The organism is Pseudomonas kurunegalensis, from assembly GCF_030291635.1.
GTDB lineage: Bacteria > Pseudomonadota > Gammaproteobacteria > Pseudomonadales > Pseudomonadaceae > Aquipseudomonas > Aquipseudomonas monteilii.
In genome coordinates this window covers 3566372-3582230 of the sequence record NZ_CP127871.1, presented here as the reverse complement: position 1 = coordinate 3582230, position 15859 = coordinate 3566372, and the positions used below count along the sequence as shown (strand labels likewise).

The 15859-nt window shown below is 60.4% G+C and carries 17 protein-coding genes; 9 read left to right on the top strand and 8 right to left on the bottom strand.

The genetic code is table 11. The features are described from left to right. Nucleotides 1-101 precede the first annotated feature (101 nt). Nucleotides 102-428: a DUF1654 domain-containing protein gene (locus QQ992_RS16075; protein WP_286110261.1), complete on the top strand. Its 327-nt coding sequence runs from the start codon at nt 102-104 to the stop codon at nt 426-428. A gap of 38 nt (nt 429-466) precedes the next feature. Here the strand turns inward: QQ992_RS16075 and QQ992_RS16070 are convergent, their stop codons facing one another. Then, nucleotides 467-1291, bottom strand: coding sequence for a S24 family peptidase (locus QQ992_RS16070; RefSeq protein ID WP_286113958.1), 825 nt, complete (start codon nt 1289-1291; stop codon nt 467-469). 164 nt (nt 1292-1455) lie between these two features. Here QQ992_RS16070 and QQ992_RS16065 point away from each other — a divergent pair, with 164 nt between their 5' ends. Further along, nucleotides 1456-1770 carry a hypothetical protein gene (locus tag QQ992_RS16065; RefSeq protein WP_060499300.1) on the top strand — a complete coding sequence of 105 codons (315 nt, stop codon included), beginning with the start codon at nt 1456-1458 and terminating at the stop codon, nt 1768-1770. 76 nt (nt 1771-1846) lie between these two features. Here QQ992_RS16065 and QQ992_RS16060 read toward each other — a convergent pair whose 3' ends face one another. Next, on the bottom strand, nt 1847-2029 hold the full coding sequence (locus QQ992_RS16060; RefSeq protein ID WP_016711139.1) for a hypothetical protein: 183 nt from the start codon (nt 2027-2029) through the stop codon (nt 1847-1849). Between the two features lie 94 nt (nt 2030-2123). Continuing rightward, nucleotides 2124-2468 (bottom strand): hypothetical protein, encoded by a 345-nt coding sequence (locus QQ992_RS16055; RefSeq protein WP_025752674.1) that lies wholly within the window; start codon nt 2466-2468, stop codon nt 2124-2126. A gap of 161 nt (nt 2469-2629) precedes the next feature. Between QQ992_RS16055 and QQ992_RS16050 the strand changes: the two genes are divergently transcribed. Further along, nucleotides 2630-3451 (top strand): shikimate 5-dehydrogenase, encoded by an 822-nt coding sequence (locus tag QQ992_RS16050; protein WP_286110260.1) that lies wholly within the window; start codon nt 2630-2632, stop codon nt 3449-3451. 64 nt (nt 3452-3515) lie between these two features. Here the strand turns inward: QQ992_RS16050 and QQ992_RS16045 are convergent, their stop codons facing one another. From QQ992_RS16045 to QQ992_RS16035, 3 genes are all read right to left on the bottom strand, one after another. After that, nucleotides 3516-3758 (bottom strand): hypothetical protein, encoded by a 243-nt coding sequence (locus QQ992_RS16045; RefSeq protein ID WP_019099472.1) that lies wholly within the window; start codon nt 3756-3758, stop codon nt 3516-3518. 97 nt (nt 3759-3855) lie between these two features. Continuing rightward, a complete protein-coding gene (gloA, locus tag QQ992_RS16040; protein ID WP_016711135.1) occupies nt 3856-4383 on the bottom strand; it encodes a lactoylglutathione lyase in 528 nt (175 codons plus the stop codon). Nucleotides 4384-4608: 225 nt separating this feature from the next. After that, the gene (locus QQ992_RS16035) at nt 4609-4968 is read right to left on the bottom strand and encodes a histone-like nucleoid-structuring protein, MvaT/MvaU family (RefSeq protein ID WP_119370495.1); all 360 of its coding nucleotides are present in this window, start codon (nt 4966-4968) and stop codon (nt 4609-4611) included. Nucleotides 4969-5329: 361 nt separating this feature from the next. Here QQ992_RS16035 and QQ992_RS16030 point away from each other — a divergent pair, with 361 nt between their 5' ends. After that, on the top strand, nt 5330-6619 hold the full coding sequence (locus QQ992_RS16030) for an OprD family porin (RefSeq protein ID WP_286110259.1): 1290 nt from the start codon (nt 5330-5332) through the stop codon (nt 6617-6619). Between the two features lie 42 nt (nt 6620-6661). Here the strand turns inward: QQ992_RS16030 and QQ992_RS16025 are convergent, their stop codons facing one another. Continuing rightward, nucleotides 6662-8272 (bottom strand): metallophosphoesterase, encoded by a 1611-nt coding sequence (locus QQ992_RS16025; protein WP_286110258.1) that lies wholly within the window; start codon nt 8270-8272, stop codon nt 6662-6664. A 133-nt stretch (nt 8273-8405) separates the two neighbouring features. On the opposite strand from QQ992_RS16025, the gene cobF reads away from it, so the two are divergent. Further along, nucleotides 8406-9158 carry a precorrin-6A synthase (deacetylating) gene (gene cobF / locus QQ992_RS16020; RefSeq protein ID WP_286110257.1) on the top strand — a complete coding sequence of 251 codons (753 nt, stop codon included), beginning with the start codon at nt 8406-8408 and terminating at the stop codon, nt 9156-9158. Nucleotides 9159-9173: 15 nt separating this feature from the next. On the opposite strand, the gene QQ992_RS16015 is transcribed toward cobF, so the two are convergent. Continuing rightward, nucleotides 9174-9524 (bottom strand): response regulator, encoded by a 351-nt coding sequence (locus tag QQ992_RS16015; RefSeq protein WP_198752134.1) that lies wholly within the window; start codon nt 9522-9524, stop codon nt 9174-9176. A gap of 247 nt (nt 9525-9771) precedes the next feature. Here QQ992_RS16015 and QQ992_RS16010 point away from each other — a divergent pair, with 247 nt between their 5' ends. The 4 genes from QQ992_RS16010 to QQ992_RS15995 are packed head-to-tail and all read left to right on the top strand — an operon-like array spanning nt 9772 to nt 15849. Further along, on the top strand, nt 9772-13239 hold the full coding sequence (locus QQ992_RS16010; RefSeq protein ID WP_286110256.1) for a response regulator: 3468 nt from the start codon (nt 9772-9774) through the stop codon (nt 13237-13239). Then, nucleotides 13236-14057, top strand: a complete 822-nt coding sequence (locus QQ992_RS16005; RefSeq protein ID WP_019099468.1) for a CheR family methyltransferase — start codon at nt 13236-13238, stop codon at nt 14055-14057. The genes QQ992_RS16010 and QQ992_RS16005 overlap by 4 nt, the downstream gene beginning before the upstream one ends. Further along, on the top strand, nt 14054-14629 hold the full coding sequence (locus QQ992_RS16000; RefSeq protein WP_286110255.1) for a chemotaxis protein CheB: 576 nt from the start codon (nt 14054-14056) through the stop codon (nt 14627-14629). The genes QQ992_RS16005 and QQ992_RS16000 overlap by 4 nt, the downstream gene beginning before the upstream one ends. Next, nucleotides 14623-15849 (top strand): hybrid sensor histidine kinase/response regulator, encoded by a 1227-nt coding sequence (locus tag QQ992_RS15995; protein ID WP_286110254.1) that lies wholly within the window; start codon nt 14623-14625, stop codon nt 15847-15849. The genes QQ992_RS16000 and QQ992_RS15995 overlap by 7 nt, the downstream gene beginning before the upstream one ends. The last annotated feature ends 10 nt before the right edge of the window (nt 15850-15859 follow it).

Sequence of the window (15859 nt, the reverse complement as noted above, 5' to 3'; positions counted from 1 at the left end):
AATAGCGAAAATTTTCAGCGGTGGGGGCTTTACGCTGGATTTGGCGGTGAGATAAGCTTTTCTCAGTCACTGTACAAATATACAGCTTTCAGGATGGAAATATGTCTATGCACATGCAGTCAACCTCCCGGCAGCGTCAGGCAATGACCGGAATCGAGCGTCTTAGCCTGCGGGTGTCGTCGATGATCAACCACCCGGTCGCGCAGACCCAGCGCTGGGTTGTGGTGAATCGCCTGGATACCGACGGTGATGCGGAGTGGGAAGAGGTGATGGGCCTGTTGTCCGAAACGTCCGAGTTGGACCTTACGTTCAACGATGACGAGAGCGTTACCGTACGTTGGGCGCGCAGCAGTGTGGAGGCGCGCGACGACTTCATCGTTGAGCAGGACAGCAAGGCGGAGGAGGTCGAAGAGGTGGCGCCTTTCTGAGTGCCATGAAAAGCCCGCCTGGGCGGCGGGCTTTGGCGTTAAACCAGGTGTGCATTCCACACCAGCAGCACCCGGGCCTGGATGTAGGTTTCTTCCCGGCGGATCATACGGTCCTTGTGCCGTGAGTTGTCGGAGATCATCTCGAAGTGGTCCTCGTCCGCGATTTGCAGCCGCTTGATGTAGATGTGATCGCCCCAGGAAAAGAAGTAGATCCCGTCGCCCACGAAATCCCGGATGCTCACGTCCACGATCAGTGGGTCACGGTGCCTGATGGTCGGCTCCATTGACTGGCCCCAGCCGGTCACCATCTTGAGGTGGTGGTGTTCAGTGAATTCCACGCCCAGCTCGCGAAGATGGCTGGGACTGATGCGAACGTCCTTGAACATTTCCGGGTAATCGTGGGGGATCTGGCCACCGCCCATGGCGGCCCGCACGTCGTAGTGGGCAATCCATACTTCATCACCCACCAGGCCAGGGCGGACAAGCTCAGCCTTCACCGGTGTGGCGTCCAGCGGCTCTTCAGCTGCGGCCAGCAACCGCTGCCGGGTTTCTTCGGGGATGCCTTTGCCACTTCTGGCAAGCATCTGCTTGACCAGGTCGGCCGCAGAAAGTTTGCCGTCGCCAGTTTCGACCGGCAGCTGCACCGGGTCACCTTTCGACAGTGCGTCGAACCACCCGCGTGGCAGGCCTTCGATGCCCTCGATTCGGCGGGCTACGTCATCGCCCAGGTTTTTTGCGGTCTTGTCAGAAAGGATCTGGCTCAGGTGTGCAGGCGCCATCCCCCAGCGCTCTGCGCAGGATCCCTTCCTCTGGCTGCCGATCAATTTGACCAGGTTGTGCTTGCGAATGTCGTAGATGTCCATAGGGCAAAGCATGCCAGTGTTTAGCTTGCTGCTAAATGTGCGCATGGCTAAATTGCCTCTTGTGATGAAATTAGCTGTAGGCTAAATTAAAGCAGCAAGCAAGGGAAGCCAGCGAGACACTTTTCTCCAGGGCTCATCACTTCATCATTGGTAATGAGGTTCACATGGATCCGACCGACCTCGGCCCGGGCACAGTCACTTGGCTGAGCGGTACGGGCACTGTGTTGCTAGGTGCGTTTCTGTGGCTGCGCAAGTGGTTGTCCAGGGATGCGGCCGAACGTGCGATGGACAGCGCGGATGTTGCAGTTATCCGCCGCCTGACCGAGCTGCTGGACATCGAGCGCGATGCCCGCCGAGAGGCAGAAACCAAAGCGGACCAGCTGGCCAGGGAGCGCAACGAGCTGGTGCTGACGGTAGGGCGGCTTCAGGGCAAGATCATGGTGCTGAGCAGCCAGCTGAGCCGTAGCTCGCAACGCTGAGGCGGCCCAGGCAAAAAAAAGCCCACCATCTTGGTGGGCCATAAGGGCGTAGGGAGCAACGCACAACAAATTCGGGTCAGGCAACCAGGGTGCCGGGTTGCAACTGTTCAACCAGTGCCTGGGCCGAGGCCAGTGTCGGCATCGGGCCGCTCACGGCTTCACCGTTGCGTACCAGGTACCAGCAAGCCAGCAGGCCCTGCTCACGCAGTGAGGCGGGGACGGCGCTGCCGACGACGGACATGATATGGATAGTGGCCATGGGGACCTCCTGCAAGACATGGCCCTACCATACGCAGCAGCCGGGGCGGTTTGAAATCAACGTGCTCAATAGTGGTCATTAGTTCTATCAACCCTTACCAGCGCGGCGGGCCGTAATACACCGGCGGCGGGCCGTAGTAGGTGCGGTAGCCCGGGGGCGGTGGTGCTGGTGCGTAGTACGGCTGGTAATACACCGGCTGCGGTGGTGGTTGCACATAGACTGGCGGCGGCCCGTAATAGACCGGCTGGCGTTCGACATACACGGTACGGTCACGTCCGCCATACACCGTTGCCCCGACCACCGCGCCGACCACCGCCGCGCCCAACAGCGGGCCCGGCCCATACCAACCGCCGCCGCCATGGCCGCCATGCGCAGCAGCAGGCCCGCTGACGGCCAAGGCACCGATCAGCAAGGCAATTCCGGGAATGAGACGGTTCATAACGCAACCTCGCAGGGAAACCCCTCGTTCGGGGCCTTACTACTATGACTCCGGTCTCCGTCAGCTGAGCACAGGGAAACGGTAAAGGTTATGTAAGGGACGACCAGTGGTTGCCTCTGGTACGCTGCACAAACGTTTCAGTTATGACAAAGGAGCAGGTTATGTCGACAACTCCCAGCAGGGACACTGTACTGTGCATCTCCCTGGCCGGGCGCCCCGGCACCTTCGGCGTGCGTTTTCACAACCACCTGTACCAGCAGTTGGGCCTGGACTTCTATTACAAGGCCATGCGCACGGATGACCTGCCAGCAGCCGTGGCAGGTATCCGCGCATTGGGGATCCGCGGGTGTGGCGTGTCGATGCCGTACAAGGAGGCCTGCATGGCCCTGGTCGACGAAATCGACCCGTCGGCTGCGGCCATTGAATCGGTGAATACCCTGGTCAACACCGAGGGGCACCTGAAGGCCTACAACACTGACTACCTGGCTGTCCGCCAGTTGCTGGCACAGCATAAGGTCGACCCGGGCACTGCCTTTGCCCTGCGCGGTAGTGGTGGCATGGCCAAGGCCGTGGCCAGTGCCTTGCGCGATGCCGGCTTTGCCGAGGGCTTGATCGTTGCGCGCAACGAGCAAGCCGGGCGCCAGCTGGCGGATGCTTGTGGCTATCGCTGGGTACCGGACCTGGGCGATATCTGCCCGCCGATGCTGGTGAACGTGACGCCGATCGGGATGGCGGGCGGACCGGAGGCTGAAGAACTGGCGTTTTCCGAGCTTGCCATTGCAGCGGCTGAGCGGGTGTTCGATGTGGTGGCGATGCCGGCGCAGACGCCATTGATCCGTCGGGCGCAGGCGTTAGGCAAGCCGGTCATCACCGGGCTTGAGGTGATTGCGTTGCAGGCGCTGGAGCAGTTCGTGCTTTACACCGGGGTAAGGCCGACGCGGGCGCAGGTGGATGCGGCGGTGGCGTACGCCCGGGATATCTAGTTACTCCTGTACTGGCCTCTTCGCGGGCTTGCCCGCGAAGAGGCCAGTACAGGCAATCGAGGGATCAAAACACCTTGTGCCCCTCATCCAGCTGCTGGTCAACCAGCGCCCGGCCGTGAGCCAGTGACACATGCTGCGCATTCTCAAGGTCCGAGAAAAACTTCATCGGCATCGACATGCGCCTGCTGGTGTGCCCGTCAGGGGCGGTGATCAGGCAGCCGGCGGCATAGGGCAGGGGGGAGTCGGGGTGGGGCATCACGCTGGCGGTGATGGTGTGCTTGCGGTATTCACAGTGAAGAGATTGCATCGTCCTTACCTCGCTGTGGCATGTGAAGCAGTTACCTTCATATACCACAGCAAGGGGCCGGGAGTTCCCGGCCCGACGAGCGCACGGCGATGAACGCTTAGCCTTTGAGCTCGGTTGGCTGGATCACTTCCACCCAGTAACCGTCCGGGTCCTTGACGAAGGCCAGGTGGTTCATGCGCCCGTCTTGCAGGCGTTTCTGGAACGGTACGTCCAGCGCTTCGAAGCGTGCACAGGCGGCGCGCACGTCCGGCACCGAAATGCAGATGTGGCCAAACCCGCGCGGGTCGGTGTTGCCGTTGTGGTAGGCAAACTCGGCATCGTTTTCGGTGCCGTGGTTGTGGGTCAGCTCCAGTACGCCAGGGATCGACTTCATCCATTGGTGGCGTGCGGCGTCATCGGCAGGGATCTGCGCCGGGTCGACCAGAGCCAGGAAGTACAGGCTGAAAGCGGCTTCGGGGAAGTCGCGCTTGTCTACCAGGCGAAAGCCCAGCACGCGGGTGTAGAAGTCCAGCGATTTCTCGATGTCCTTGACCCGCAGCATGGTGTGGTTGAAGACGAACTGGGCGGTGGCGGTGTCTGGCTGGGCGGTGACGCCAGGCAGCGTTTGCAGATCGTGCAGGCTCATGGGAACTCCTGAGACGGGGCCGGGCGCAGGGCACCGGCAAAACGGACAGGCTGGCCATGATACGGCAGTGCGCCGATAGCGCAAATGAAAGCGCCCTGCACAAGGCAGGGCGCTGGAATTAGAGGCCCGCATGTGCGGGCGCGTGATGGGGTCGCTAGTCCTTTAGCTGTCTCGATACTGAGCCAGTCCTTGTGAAAAAAGTGTGAAGTAAGCGTGGACGTTTCATCAGCGTACCCAGCTTTCTACCGTCGCGGCGCCGTACTGTTCTTTCCAGGCCTTGAGCCCACGGTGGTTGCCGCCTTTGGTCTCGATTCGCTCGCCGGTGTGTGGGTTTTGATACACCTTTACCACGCGCGGGCGGCGCTGTTGCTTGGGCGCGGCGCTGGATACCCGGGTCACGGCTTTCGGGTCGAGGATGGCGATGATATCGCGCAGGTTCTTGTCATAGCTTTTCATCAGGCCGACTAGTTTCTGCTCGAATTCGATTTCGCGTTTTAGGCCGGCATCCTTTTTCAACGCTTCCAGTTGCGCCATCTGTTCCTGGAGCGCTTTTTCGGCAGCACGAAACTCTGCAAGTCTGGACACTGTAATCACTCCTGTACGTCGGTCGTGGCAGGGCGTGACGAACATTGAAGAAGAATGAAAACGCCGGCCACGCGGGTGGGTTCTGCTGTTCGCTGATATCGAGTGTAGTCATTCATGGGTACTGGGTAAACTGCTAACTTTTTGTAAGTAAGTTGGGAACTTTCCTAGTTTTGCGTGCGTTATTTCTCCGGTTTTCTGCGGTGGCCTGCCTGGGCGCTTAGACCATGGTCCAATGGCCCGTGCCAGAGCCTTTGCGCGATCATTTCAGATGATGGTCGGCTATTGTTCTGGCCTGTCGCAGTACCGTGGCCAACACGTGCCACAGGTTGTTAACCCGTTTTCATTCTGGATGTTTCCTCGCATGTTTGCCCCTTTCCCCCTCGCCCCCGGGCGCCGTGTTGCCGGCCTGTTCCTGTTGTGTGCCGGCGTCAATGCCCAGGCCGCCGGTTTTCTGGAAGACAGCAGTGCCAAGCTTGAAGCACGCAATGTCTATTTCAACCGGGATTTTCGTGACGGCCACAGCAGTTCCAGCCAAGGTGCGTCCAAGCGCGAAGAGTGGGCACAAGGCTTCATCCTCAATGTGCAGTCGGGTTATACCCAAGGCCCGGTAGGTTTTGGTGTGGATGCACTGGGTATGGTCGGCTTCAAACTGGATTCCAGCCCGGCCGACAGTAACAGTGGTTTGCTGCCGTCTTCCGGCCACGACCCACGGCACTCGGCCGACCAGTACGCGAAGATGGGCCTGGCGGCAAAGGTCAAGGTCTCCAACACTGTGCTCAAGTACGGTTCGATGATGCCGGATGTGCCGTTGCTCAAGTACAACGATGGCCGCCTGCTGCCGACCATGTTCCATGGCGCCATGCTCACCTCTGAAGAACTGCACGACCTGAAGTTCACCCTGGCTCGCCTGGACAAATACACCGCTCGGGATTCCACCGACCGCCAGGACATTCGCGTGCACTGCAAGAACAAGCGCTATGCCTGCGATATCGAGGCCGACCACTTCGACCTGGCCGGTGTCGATTACCGTTTCAACGAGCGCTTCAGCGCCCAGTACCAGGTGGCCAAGCTGGAGAATATCTACCGCCAGCACTTCCTCGGCCTGGTGGCCAGCCAGCCGCTGGCAGTCGGCAGCCTATCGGCCGACTTGCGGCTGATCAAGAGTGACGACATCGGCAATGCCCGCGCCGGGGCAATCGACCACCGCGCTTTCAGTGGCATGCTCGGCTACAGCCTGGGTGGCCACAAGGTCAGTGCCGGCTGGCAGCGCATGTATGGCGACAGCGCCATGCCATACCTGGATGGCAGCAACCCGTACCTGGTCAACTATGCGCAGGTCAACGACTTCGCCGCCGCCCAGGAGCGCTCCTGGCAGGTGCGCTATGACTATGACTTCAAGGCGCTGGGTGTGCCCGGCCTGACCTTCTTCACCCGTTACATCAACGGCGACAATATCAAGGTGCCGGGCAGCACGGCCGAAGGCAAGGAATGGGAACGCGACACCGAGTTCAAGTACCAGGTGCAAAGTGGCACGTTCAAGGATGTCAGTGTACGCCTGCGTAACTCCACATACCGCAGTAACTACGAGAAGTGGGCGCGTGACATGGACGAGACACGGGTGATCGTAAGTTATAGCTTCTCGGTCTTCTAAGTGTTGCAGGGAGGAACCCGGTAGAGGTTGTCCTGGCTGCCTTCAATCCTTGAGATATTGGCAGCCGGATGTCCAGATATCCTTGCCGGCCAGTTGCGCCTTCCCACTGTGCCCATCGCTCGCACTCCAATAAAACACGTGATAGGTCATTGCGAAGGGGGCTCGGCCATGAAGCTGGTATCTAACGGTCTCTGTTGTGCTCCGGCGATCGTCCGCCAGGCTTCGCAGGACCCATAAAGGGTTACCGGGTTCGCTAGCCTCCACCTGAATGTAATAAGGCATTCGGAAACCAGGAACCGGGTTTTTCCATTTCAGCCTCAGGGTGCCCATGTCTCCATCGATATGGTCGACGCACAAATCGGTAGGGGCTTTTGCAAGCGCGGGTGTTGTGAATGTCCCTTTGTCTTCACGGGCAGCTGCCTCGCCTTCGGCCCGATAAATTTTGATGCTGTAACGATACTGCGTGTCTGGACGCAGGTCATAGAGCAGCGCGGCATTATTGGATATGTCGTAGCGCTTGAAGGGGAGGCCATCGAGCGAGATCTCCACAACGGGCAGCTGAGTGTCTCGCGGCCTGTTGGCGTACATGACAAGGCCCTGGATTGCATCGCCGCTCGGTTGGGTGCTGAACTGGAATGTCGGAGCCGGTGGGAGCAGGTGCAGAGGCGTGGAGTACGCCTTGGCGTTCTGGATGTCGTTGTCAGTGGCAACGCGAACGACAAGGCTGTTTTTCCCTTCATCCAGTTCGGCTGTCAGGAACCCTCGCAGGAAACTTGACCCCGCGTCATATACGGGTGTGTCGCCAATGGCTTGCCGTTTCGCGGCATAGTGGGTGTGGCCATGGAAGATACTCAGGACCCGGTATTGGTTGAGCAGGTTGTAAAAGCGGATTCGGTCGGCTTCAGAACCGAACGTCGAGTCCCTGGGCGGGCGATGCAGATTGATGACGATATACTTGCCATTTTTGTTTGCAATTTCCATCTGCTGTTCAAGCCAGTTGAGTGAAGCTGTCACGTCAAAATAGATTTTTTTGGGAAAAATCGGCCCACCGTTACTTGAGAAACTTTTTGTATAGGCGAAGTGGTTGTTGAGCTGGATGAACGTAATGCGGCCAATCGTCTTGCTGTAGCCGAAGCTACCCGTCCAGCGCTCGTAATCCGGTTTGTTCTCTTTGGCTAAATGGAATGAATCAACCTGCCACCCGGCTACCGCTGCCTCAAGGTGTTGTATGGAATCTCGCGCACAGCCGTTGTTGGCGCAGTCATCGACATTATTTTGGTAGTCGTGATTCCCCAAGCCCCAATAGGTCCCGGGCACCTTTGCCAGGTGTTCGAACATCTTGCTCCATTCGCTGCCATGGCCGAACTCGGTGACGTCGCCATTCAGGAAAACGGGAATGCTGCCGCCAAATGAATTTCGCCATTGATTGATAGCATTGTCCTGTTCTGTCATTAATCGGATCGATTCTCCCGGCTGGTTGCCGTTGTCTGGCCCGCGGGGGTATTGCGTGTCAGCGCGTATTACGAAGCGTTGAACCTCGTCCTGGGGGCTTGATATGTGTGGTGCTGTCGGCGCCGGTAGTGCAGCGTGCGCGGCCGCAGATAAACCCGCCGCAATCAGCGTCGCTCGAACCGTGTGAGTGATGAATCTCATTACTGGGTATTCCTGATTTAGATAAGGTACCCGAGCGTAAGGTTCTCACTTTATTGAATGTACTAGCAGGGCTGTGAGTGGTAGATATCCACGCTATTGTGTATATCGGCTTGTTTATACAAAAGGTAGGTACATGGTCGCCACAATACTGTTGATAGGCATTGGGCCTGGTGATCCGTGCCAGGTTACCTATGAGGCGGTCGAGGCGTTGCGCCGGGCCACGCACTTCTTCGTGCTGGACAAGGGCCTGGACAAGGACGAGCTGGTGCGGTTACGCAAGGTCATCCTTGAGCGGTACCGACCTGAAGGAGGCTATCGCCTGGTGCAGGTGGCGGACCCCCGCCGTGATAGCCTGGCTACAGACTATGTGGGTGCCGTCCATGACTGGCACCGCCAGCGCGCAGCCCTTTATGCCCGGCTGATCGGCGAAGAAATGAAACCTGGGGATATCGGCGCGTTCCTGTTGTGGGGCGACCCCGGCATTTACGACAGCACCCTGCGCATTCTCGATCTGGTCCGCGAGCGTGGGGTGGCGCTGCAGCTGCAGGTGATCCCCGGCATCAGTAGCGTTCAGGCATTGGCAGCGCGCCATCAGATCCCGCTCAACCGCATCGGCGAGCCGCTCACCGTGCTGCCAGGGCGGCGCCTGGCCGGGCAGGGCCGTATCGACAATGTGGTGGTCATGCTCGATGGGCAGGGGGCGTTCGCCCAGCTCGATGACCCGGCGTTGATGATCTATTGGGGCGCCTACCTGGGGACGGAGGACGAAGTGCTGATATCCGGACCGCTGCAGGTGGTGAAGGCGCGAATTTTGGCGGTGCGCGAGCAGGAGAGGCGTCGCAAGGGGTGGATCATGGATACCTACCTCTTGCGCAGGGAAGTGTAGTTGGCGACTGCGATTTCAAGGGTTACCCAGAATAGCCACCACCTTGTCCCGCAACTGGTCGATACTGAACGGCTTGCCGATCATGTGCATGCCCTCGGGCACATTGAGGCTGTCTGCATAACCGCTGGCGAACAGCACGGGCAGTAGTGGGCGCAATTCGCGCGCCTTGCCGGCGAGCACTTCGCCGCGCATGTCCGGCAAACCCACATCGGTCATCATCAGTGCCAGCGCCTGGCTCGGGTCTTCGAGCACCCGCAGGGCGGCTGCGGCGTCTTCTGCCTCGATCACTTCGTAGCCCAACTCATCGAGCACTTCGACCATCAGCATACGAACGATGTCGTCGTCTTCGACTACCAGAAGGTGCATGGTTCGGGTCCTGTGCAATGAATGTCTTTAATCTGTGCTCCGGGCGGCACCAGAAGTTCCCGAGGATACCGATCCATGCAATCAGATGGAACGATTGGCGCACGCCACCTTCAAATACTGGCTAAATGCCCTGCCAGACCCGCCAAAGCTGGTTAGACTCGCTTAACAGGACGGTGCAGTGGCAGATAACGACAGCGGTAGATCCGCCACGCTTTTCAATGGACTTTTCTTGCTCGGGCCCTTTCACATGATGCAATCAGCCTCGATGGACCAACGAAGCTTTCGCAAGCTGTTGAGCCGCAACATCGGTCTTCCTCTGGGGGTTGGCCTGTTGGGCGCCGTGGCCTTTGTCGCGGTGATCAACTACCTGCTGTCGGCCATGCAGTGGGTCGAGCACACCGATCGGGTGATCGGCAATGCCAACGAGACGCTCAAGCTGTCGATCGACATGGAAACCGGCATGCGCGGCTTCCTGATCACCGGCGACGAGCGCTTCCTTGACCCTTACGAGGTGGCCAAACCGCGCATTCTTGGCAGCTTGCAAAGCCTGCGTGGCCTGGTCGAGGACAACCCGCAGCAGGTCGACCGCATCGACCGGCTGGTTGCCCTGCAGCAAGCCTGGAACAATTTCGGCAGCGAGATGATCGCCCTGCGCCGCAGCCAGGGCGATTACCAGGCGTCGATCGGCAATGGCCGGGGCAAGCGCCTGACCGACGAGATCCGCAAGGAATTCGACGGCCTGATCGGCACCGAACAGCAATTACGCATGGCCCGCAACGAGAAAGTCAGCAGCGTTACCGTCACTGCCATTTCGGTGTTCGTGCTGTTCATCGTCGGCCTCAGCGCCATGTTGGCCTATCTGGGTCGGCGTGACCTGCTGGCGTTGTCGGGCAGTTACGAAGAAAACTTCAAGGCCCAGCAGCGTGCGGCCGAGCGCCTGGAGCACCAGGCCTGGCTGCGCAATGGCCAGACCCGACTGGCCGAGCAGGTGCTGGGGCAACTGACCTTGTCCATGTTGGGTGACAACATCCTGCGCTTCTTTGCCGACTACCTGGGAAGTGTGGTGGGGGCGGTGTATGTGCGCGATGAGCATGGCCGCCTGGTGCGCGTGGCCACCTACGGCCTGAGTGCTGAGGAGCAAGCCCGAGAGCAGGTGAAGGGCGATCATGACGGCCTGCTGGCTCAGGCCGTACGTGAAGGGCGCCTGCTGCATCTGGAAGACCTGCCGGAAGGGTATTACCAGCTGAGTTCCGGCCTGGGCAGTGGCCTGCCACGCAGTGCCGTGTTGCTGCCAGCCAGCGACGACGGGCAGATCAATGGCGTGCTGGAACTGGGCTTCCTGCGCCCATTGGACGACCGCGACGCCGAAATGCTGGAGCGCATTGCCGGCAACCTCGGCATTTCCATCGAAAGTGCCCGCTACCGCCAACGCCTGCAGGAGGTGCTGGCTGAAACCCAACAGCTGAACGAAGAGCTGCAGGTGCAGCAGGAAGAGCTGAAAACCGCCAACGAAGAGCTGGAAGAACAATCCCGCGTGCTCAAGGAGTCTCAGGCCCACCTTGAAACCCAGCAGGCGGAGCTGGAGCAGACCAACGAGCAGTTGTCCGAACGCACAGAGGCGCTGGACCTGAAGAACGACGAGCTGATGCAGGCTCAGGACGAACTGCAGGCGCGCGCCGACGAGCTGCAGCGCTCGAGCAAGTACAAGTCCGAGTTCCTGGCCAATATGTCCCACGAGCTGCGCACGCCGCTGAACAGCTCGCTGATTCTGGCCAAACTGCTGTCGGAAAACGCCGAAGGCAACCTGAGCGATGAACAGGTCAAGTTCGCAGACTCGATCTACTCGGCCGGCAATGACCTGCTCAACCTGATCAACGACATTCTCGACATTGCCAAGGTCGAGGCCGGCAAGCTCGAGGTGCGCCCTGAAAGCACCCAGGTGGAACGCCTGGTCGAGGGCCTGCGCGGCATGTTCGAACCGCTGGCCGGGCACAAGGGGCTGGCCTTCGAGGTAAACGCTGAACCGACTGTACCCGCCACCCTGTTCACCGACCGCCAGCGCCTGGAGCAGATCCTCAAGAACCTGCTGTCCAATGCCATCAAGTTCACCGAGCGTGGACAGGTTAGCCTGAACATCGGTTACCAGGCTGGCACTGGCATTGTCTTCGCTGTGCGCGATACCGGCATTGGCATTGCCGCCGACCAGCAGCAGGCCATTTTCGGTGCCTTCCATCAGGTCGACGGTACCAGCAATCGCCGTTACGGCGGCACCGGCCTGGGCCTGTCGATCTCGCGCGACCTGGCGCATTTGCTGGGCGGGCAGATCAGCGTTGACAGCAGCCCTGGCAAAGGCAGTGTGTTCAGCCTGATCCTGCCAGAGCACTACGAAAGTGTGGGGCACAGTGTGGAGCCCCTCAGCCTGCGCCCGGCGGTCGACACCCTGCCGCCCGCCCCCCAGGTGCCGGTGGCGGCTGCGCCAAAACGCCCGTTGCCGGCGTTTGACGACGACCGTGAGCGCGCACCGTTCGGCAACCGCTGCATCCTGGTGATCGAAGACGAACCCAACTTCGCCCGCATCCTCTTCGACCTGGCCCATGAACTGGGTTACAGCTGCCTGGTGGCGCAGGGCGCCGACGAAGGGTTCGAGCTGGCCGCCCAGTACATCCCCGATGCGATCCTGCTGGACATGCGCCTGCCCGACCATTCGGGCCTGACGGTGCTGCAGCGCCTCAAGGAGCAGGCCAGCACCCGGCACATCCCGGTGCATATCATTTCTGTCGAAGACCGGGTCGAGGCCGCCATGCACATGGGCGCTGTCGGCTACGCGGTCAAGCCCACCAGCCGCGATGAGCTCAAAGAAGTGTTCGCCCGCCTGGAGGCCAAGCTGACCCAGAAGCTCAAGCACATCCTGCTGGTGGAAGACGACGACCTGCAGCGTGAAAGCATTGCCCGCCTGATTGGCGACGACGACGTGGAAATCACTGCCGTGGCCATGGCCCAGGACGCCCTGGAACTGCTGCGCGAGAACATCTACGACTGCATGATCATCGACCTCAAATTGCCCGACATGCTCGGTAACGAGCTGCTCAAGCGCATGACCGCCGAGGATATCCGTTCCTTCCCGCCGGTGATCGTGTATACCGGTCGCAACCTGACCCGCGAAGAAGAAGCCGACCTGCTCAAGTATTCGCGTTCGATCATCATCAAGGGCGCACGCTCGCCGGAGCGCCTGCTGGACGAAGTCACGCTGTTCCTGCACAAGGTCGAGTCGCAGTTGTCCAATGAACGCCAGCGCATGCTCAAGACCGCACGCAGCCGCGACAAGGTGTTCGAAGGCCGCAAGGTACTGCTGGTGGACGATGATGTGCGTAACATCTTTGCCCTCACCAGTGCCTTGGAGCACAAGGGCGCGATTGTGGAAATCGGCCGCAACGGGCGTGAAGCCATCGAGCGCCTGGAGCAGCATGACGACATCGACCTGGTGCTGATGGACGTGATGATGCCGGAAATGGACGGCTTCGAAGCCACCCGCCTGATCCGCCAGCAACCGCGCTGGCGCAAGCTGCCGATCATCGCCGTGACCGCCAAGGCCATGAAGGATGACCAGCAGCGTTGCCTGCAGGCCGGGGCCAATGATTACCTGGCCAAACCGATCGACCTGGACCGCCTGTTCTCGCTGATCCGTGTATGGCTGCCGCAACTGGAGCGAATTTGACTAGCGAACGTAACACCGACATCGAGATCCGCTTGCTGATCGAGGCCATCTACCTCAAGTACAGCTACGATTTCCGCAACTATTCCGGCGCTTCGATCAAGCGCCGGATCCTGCACGCGCTGCGCCAGTTCGACTGCCTGACGGTGTCGGCGCTGCAGGAGCGTGTGCTGCACGACCCCGGCATGTTCATGCAGTTGCTGCAGTACCTGACGATCCCGGTCAGCGAAATGTTCCGCGACCCGGGGCACTTCCTGGCGCTGCGCAACGAAGTGGTGCCGCTGCTGCGCACCTGGCCTTCGATCAAGGTGTGGATTGCAGGCTGCAGCACGGGTGAGGAGGTGTACTCCATGGCCATCCTGCTGCGCGAGGAAGGCCTGTTGGAGCGCACCATCATCTACGCCACCGACATCAACCCGCATTCGCTGGACAAGGCCAAGCAGGGTATCTACTCGATGCAGAGCATGCGCGAGTACGCCGAGAACTACCGCATCGCGGGCGGGCGCAGGGACTTTTCCGAGTACTACACGTCGGCCTACGGCAACGCCATCATGGACAGCACCCTGCGTGACAACGTGACCTTCGCCGACCATAGCCTGGCCACCGACAGCGTGTTTTCCGAAACCCAGCTGGTGTCGTGCCGCAACGTGCTCATCTATTTCAACAAGGAACTGCAAGACCGCGCCCTGGGCCTGTTCCATGAATCCCTGTGCCACCGCGGCTTCCTGGTGCTGGGCAGCAAGGAGTCGGTGGACTTTTCGGCCTACAGCGACCGGTTCGAGCCGCTGGTCAAGCCTGAACGGATCTACCGCAAATCATGAAGGGCGTGCGCGCGGTGGTGATCGGCGCTTCGGCGGGCGGCGTGACGGCGTTGTTCGCCGTGCTTGGTGCGTTGCCCGCCGGCTACGGCATCCCGGTGGTGTGTGTGCTGCACCTGCCGGATGACCGCCACAGCCAGTTGGCCGAGGTGCTGCAACGGCGTTTGCAGCGCCCGGTATGCGAGGCTCGCGACAAGCAACCGCTGAAGCCCGGGCAGGTGTATGTGGCCGGGCCTGGCTACCACTTGTCGGTGGAGCGCGACTTCACCCTGTCGCTGAGCCAGGAGCCACCGCGGCATTTTTCCCGGCCATCGATCGATTTTCTGTTCATGTCGGCGGCTGACGCCTACGGTGACGGCCTGCTTGGCGTGCTGCTTACCGGTGCCAATGAAGATGGCGCCGAAGGGCTGGCCTACATCAAGAACAGCGGGGGCCGGACCATCGTCCAGGACCCCCGTGACGCACAGGTTGCGCTGATGCCTGAGGCCGCCCTGGCCCTGCACCAGCCTGACCATATACTTTCTCTGAGTGGCATCGAGCAGTTGCTCGCCGCCCTGGAACCCAGCGCATGCTAAGCCACACCATCGCCAAACTGCTGATCGTCGACGACCTGCCGGAGAACCTGCTGGCCCTCGACGCCCTGATTCAGGGCGAAGACCGCGAGGTGCATCAGGCCCAGTCTGCAGAAGCCGCATTGTCGCTGCTGCTCGAACACGAGTTCGCCCTGGCCATCCTCGATGTGCAAATGCCAGGCATGAACGGCTTCGAGCTGGCTGAGCTGATGCGTGGCACGGAAAAGACCCGCAACATACCCATCGTCTTCGTCACCGCGGCCGGACGCGAGATGAACTATGCCTTCAAGGGCTACGAAAGCGGGGCGGTGGACTTCCTGCACAAGCCGCTCGACACCCTGGCGGTGAAGAGCAAGGTGTCGGTGTTCGTCGACGTGTACCGCCAGCGCAAGGTGCTCGACCGCCAGTTGCAGGCGCTGGAGCGCAGCCGCCAGGAGCAGGAACTGTTGTTGACCCAGTTGCAGACGGCGCGAGGCGAGCTGGAACATGCCGTGCGAATGCGTGATGACTTCATGTCGATCGTCGCCCATGAGGTTCGCACGCCGCTCAATGGGTTGATCCTGGAAACCCAGCTGCGCAAGATGCACCTGGCACGCGGCAACCTTGCAGCCTTCAGTGGCGAGAAGCTGCAGGCGATGGTCGAGCGCGATGAACGGCAGATCAACAGCCTGATTCGCCTGATCGAAGATATGCTCGATGTGTCGCGTATCCGCACCGGCAAGCTGTCGCTACGGCCCAAGGCCTTCGACTTGAGCCAGCTGGTAGGCGGCCTGGTGGAGAATTTCGCTGCCCAGGCCACTGCGTTGGACACGCGTATCGAGCTACAACGTTGCGAACCGCTGCACGGTGAGTGGGACGAATTTCGCATTGAACAAGTGGTGGTCAACCTGTTGTCCAATGCCTTGCGATATGGTGAGCGCAAGCCGGTGCTGGTGCGGGTGTTCGAACAGGACGGCCTGGCGTGCGTGCAAGTGCAGGACCAGGGTATCGGCATTGGTGCGGCCAACCAGCAGCGCATTTTCCAGCAGTTCGAGCGGGTGGCCACCCAGCAAGCCAGCGGCGGATTGGGCTTGGGGCTGTATATATCGGAACAGATCGTGCAGGCCCATGGCGGGTGCATCCGGGTCGACAGTGAAGAGGGCAAGGGTGCCACTTTTACCTTGCAACTGCCGCTGGCAACCTACGAACAACAAAACGACCAGGCGCGGGCAACCTCTGCATGAGCCTGGGGTC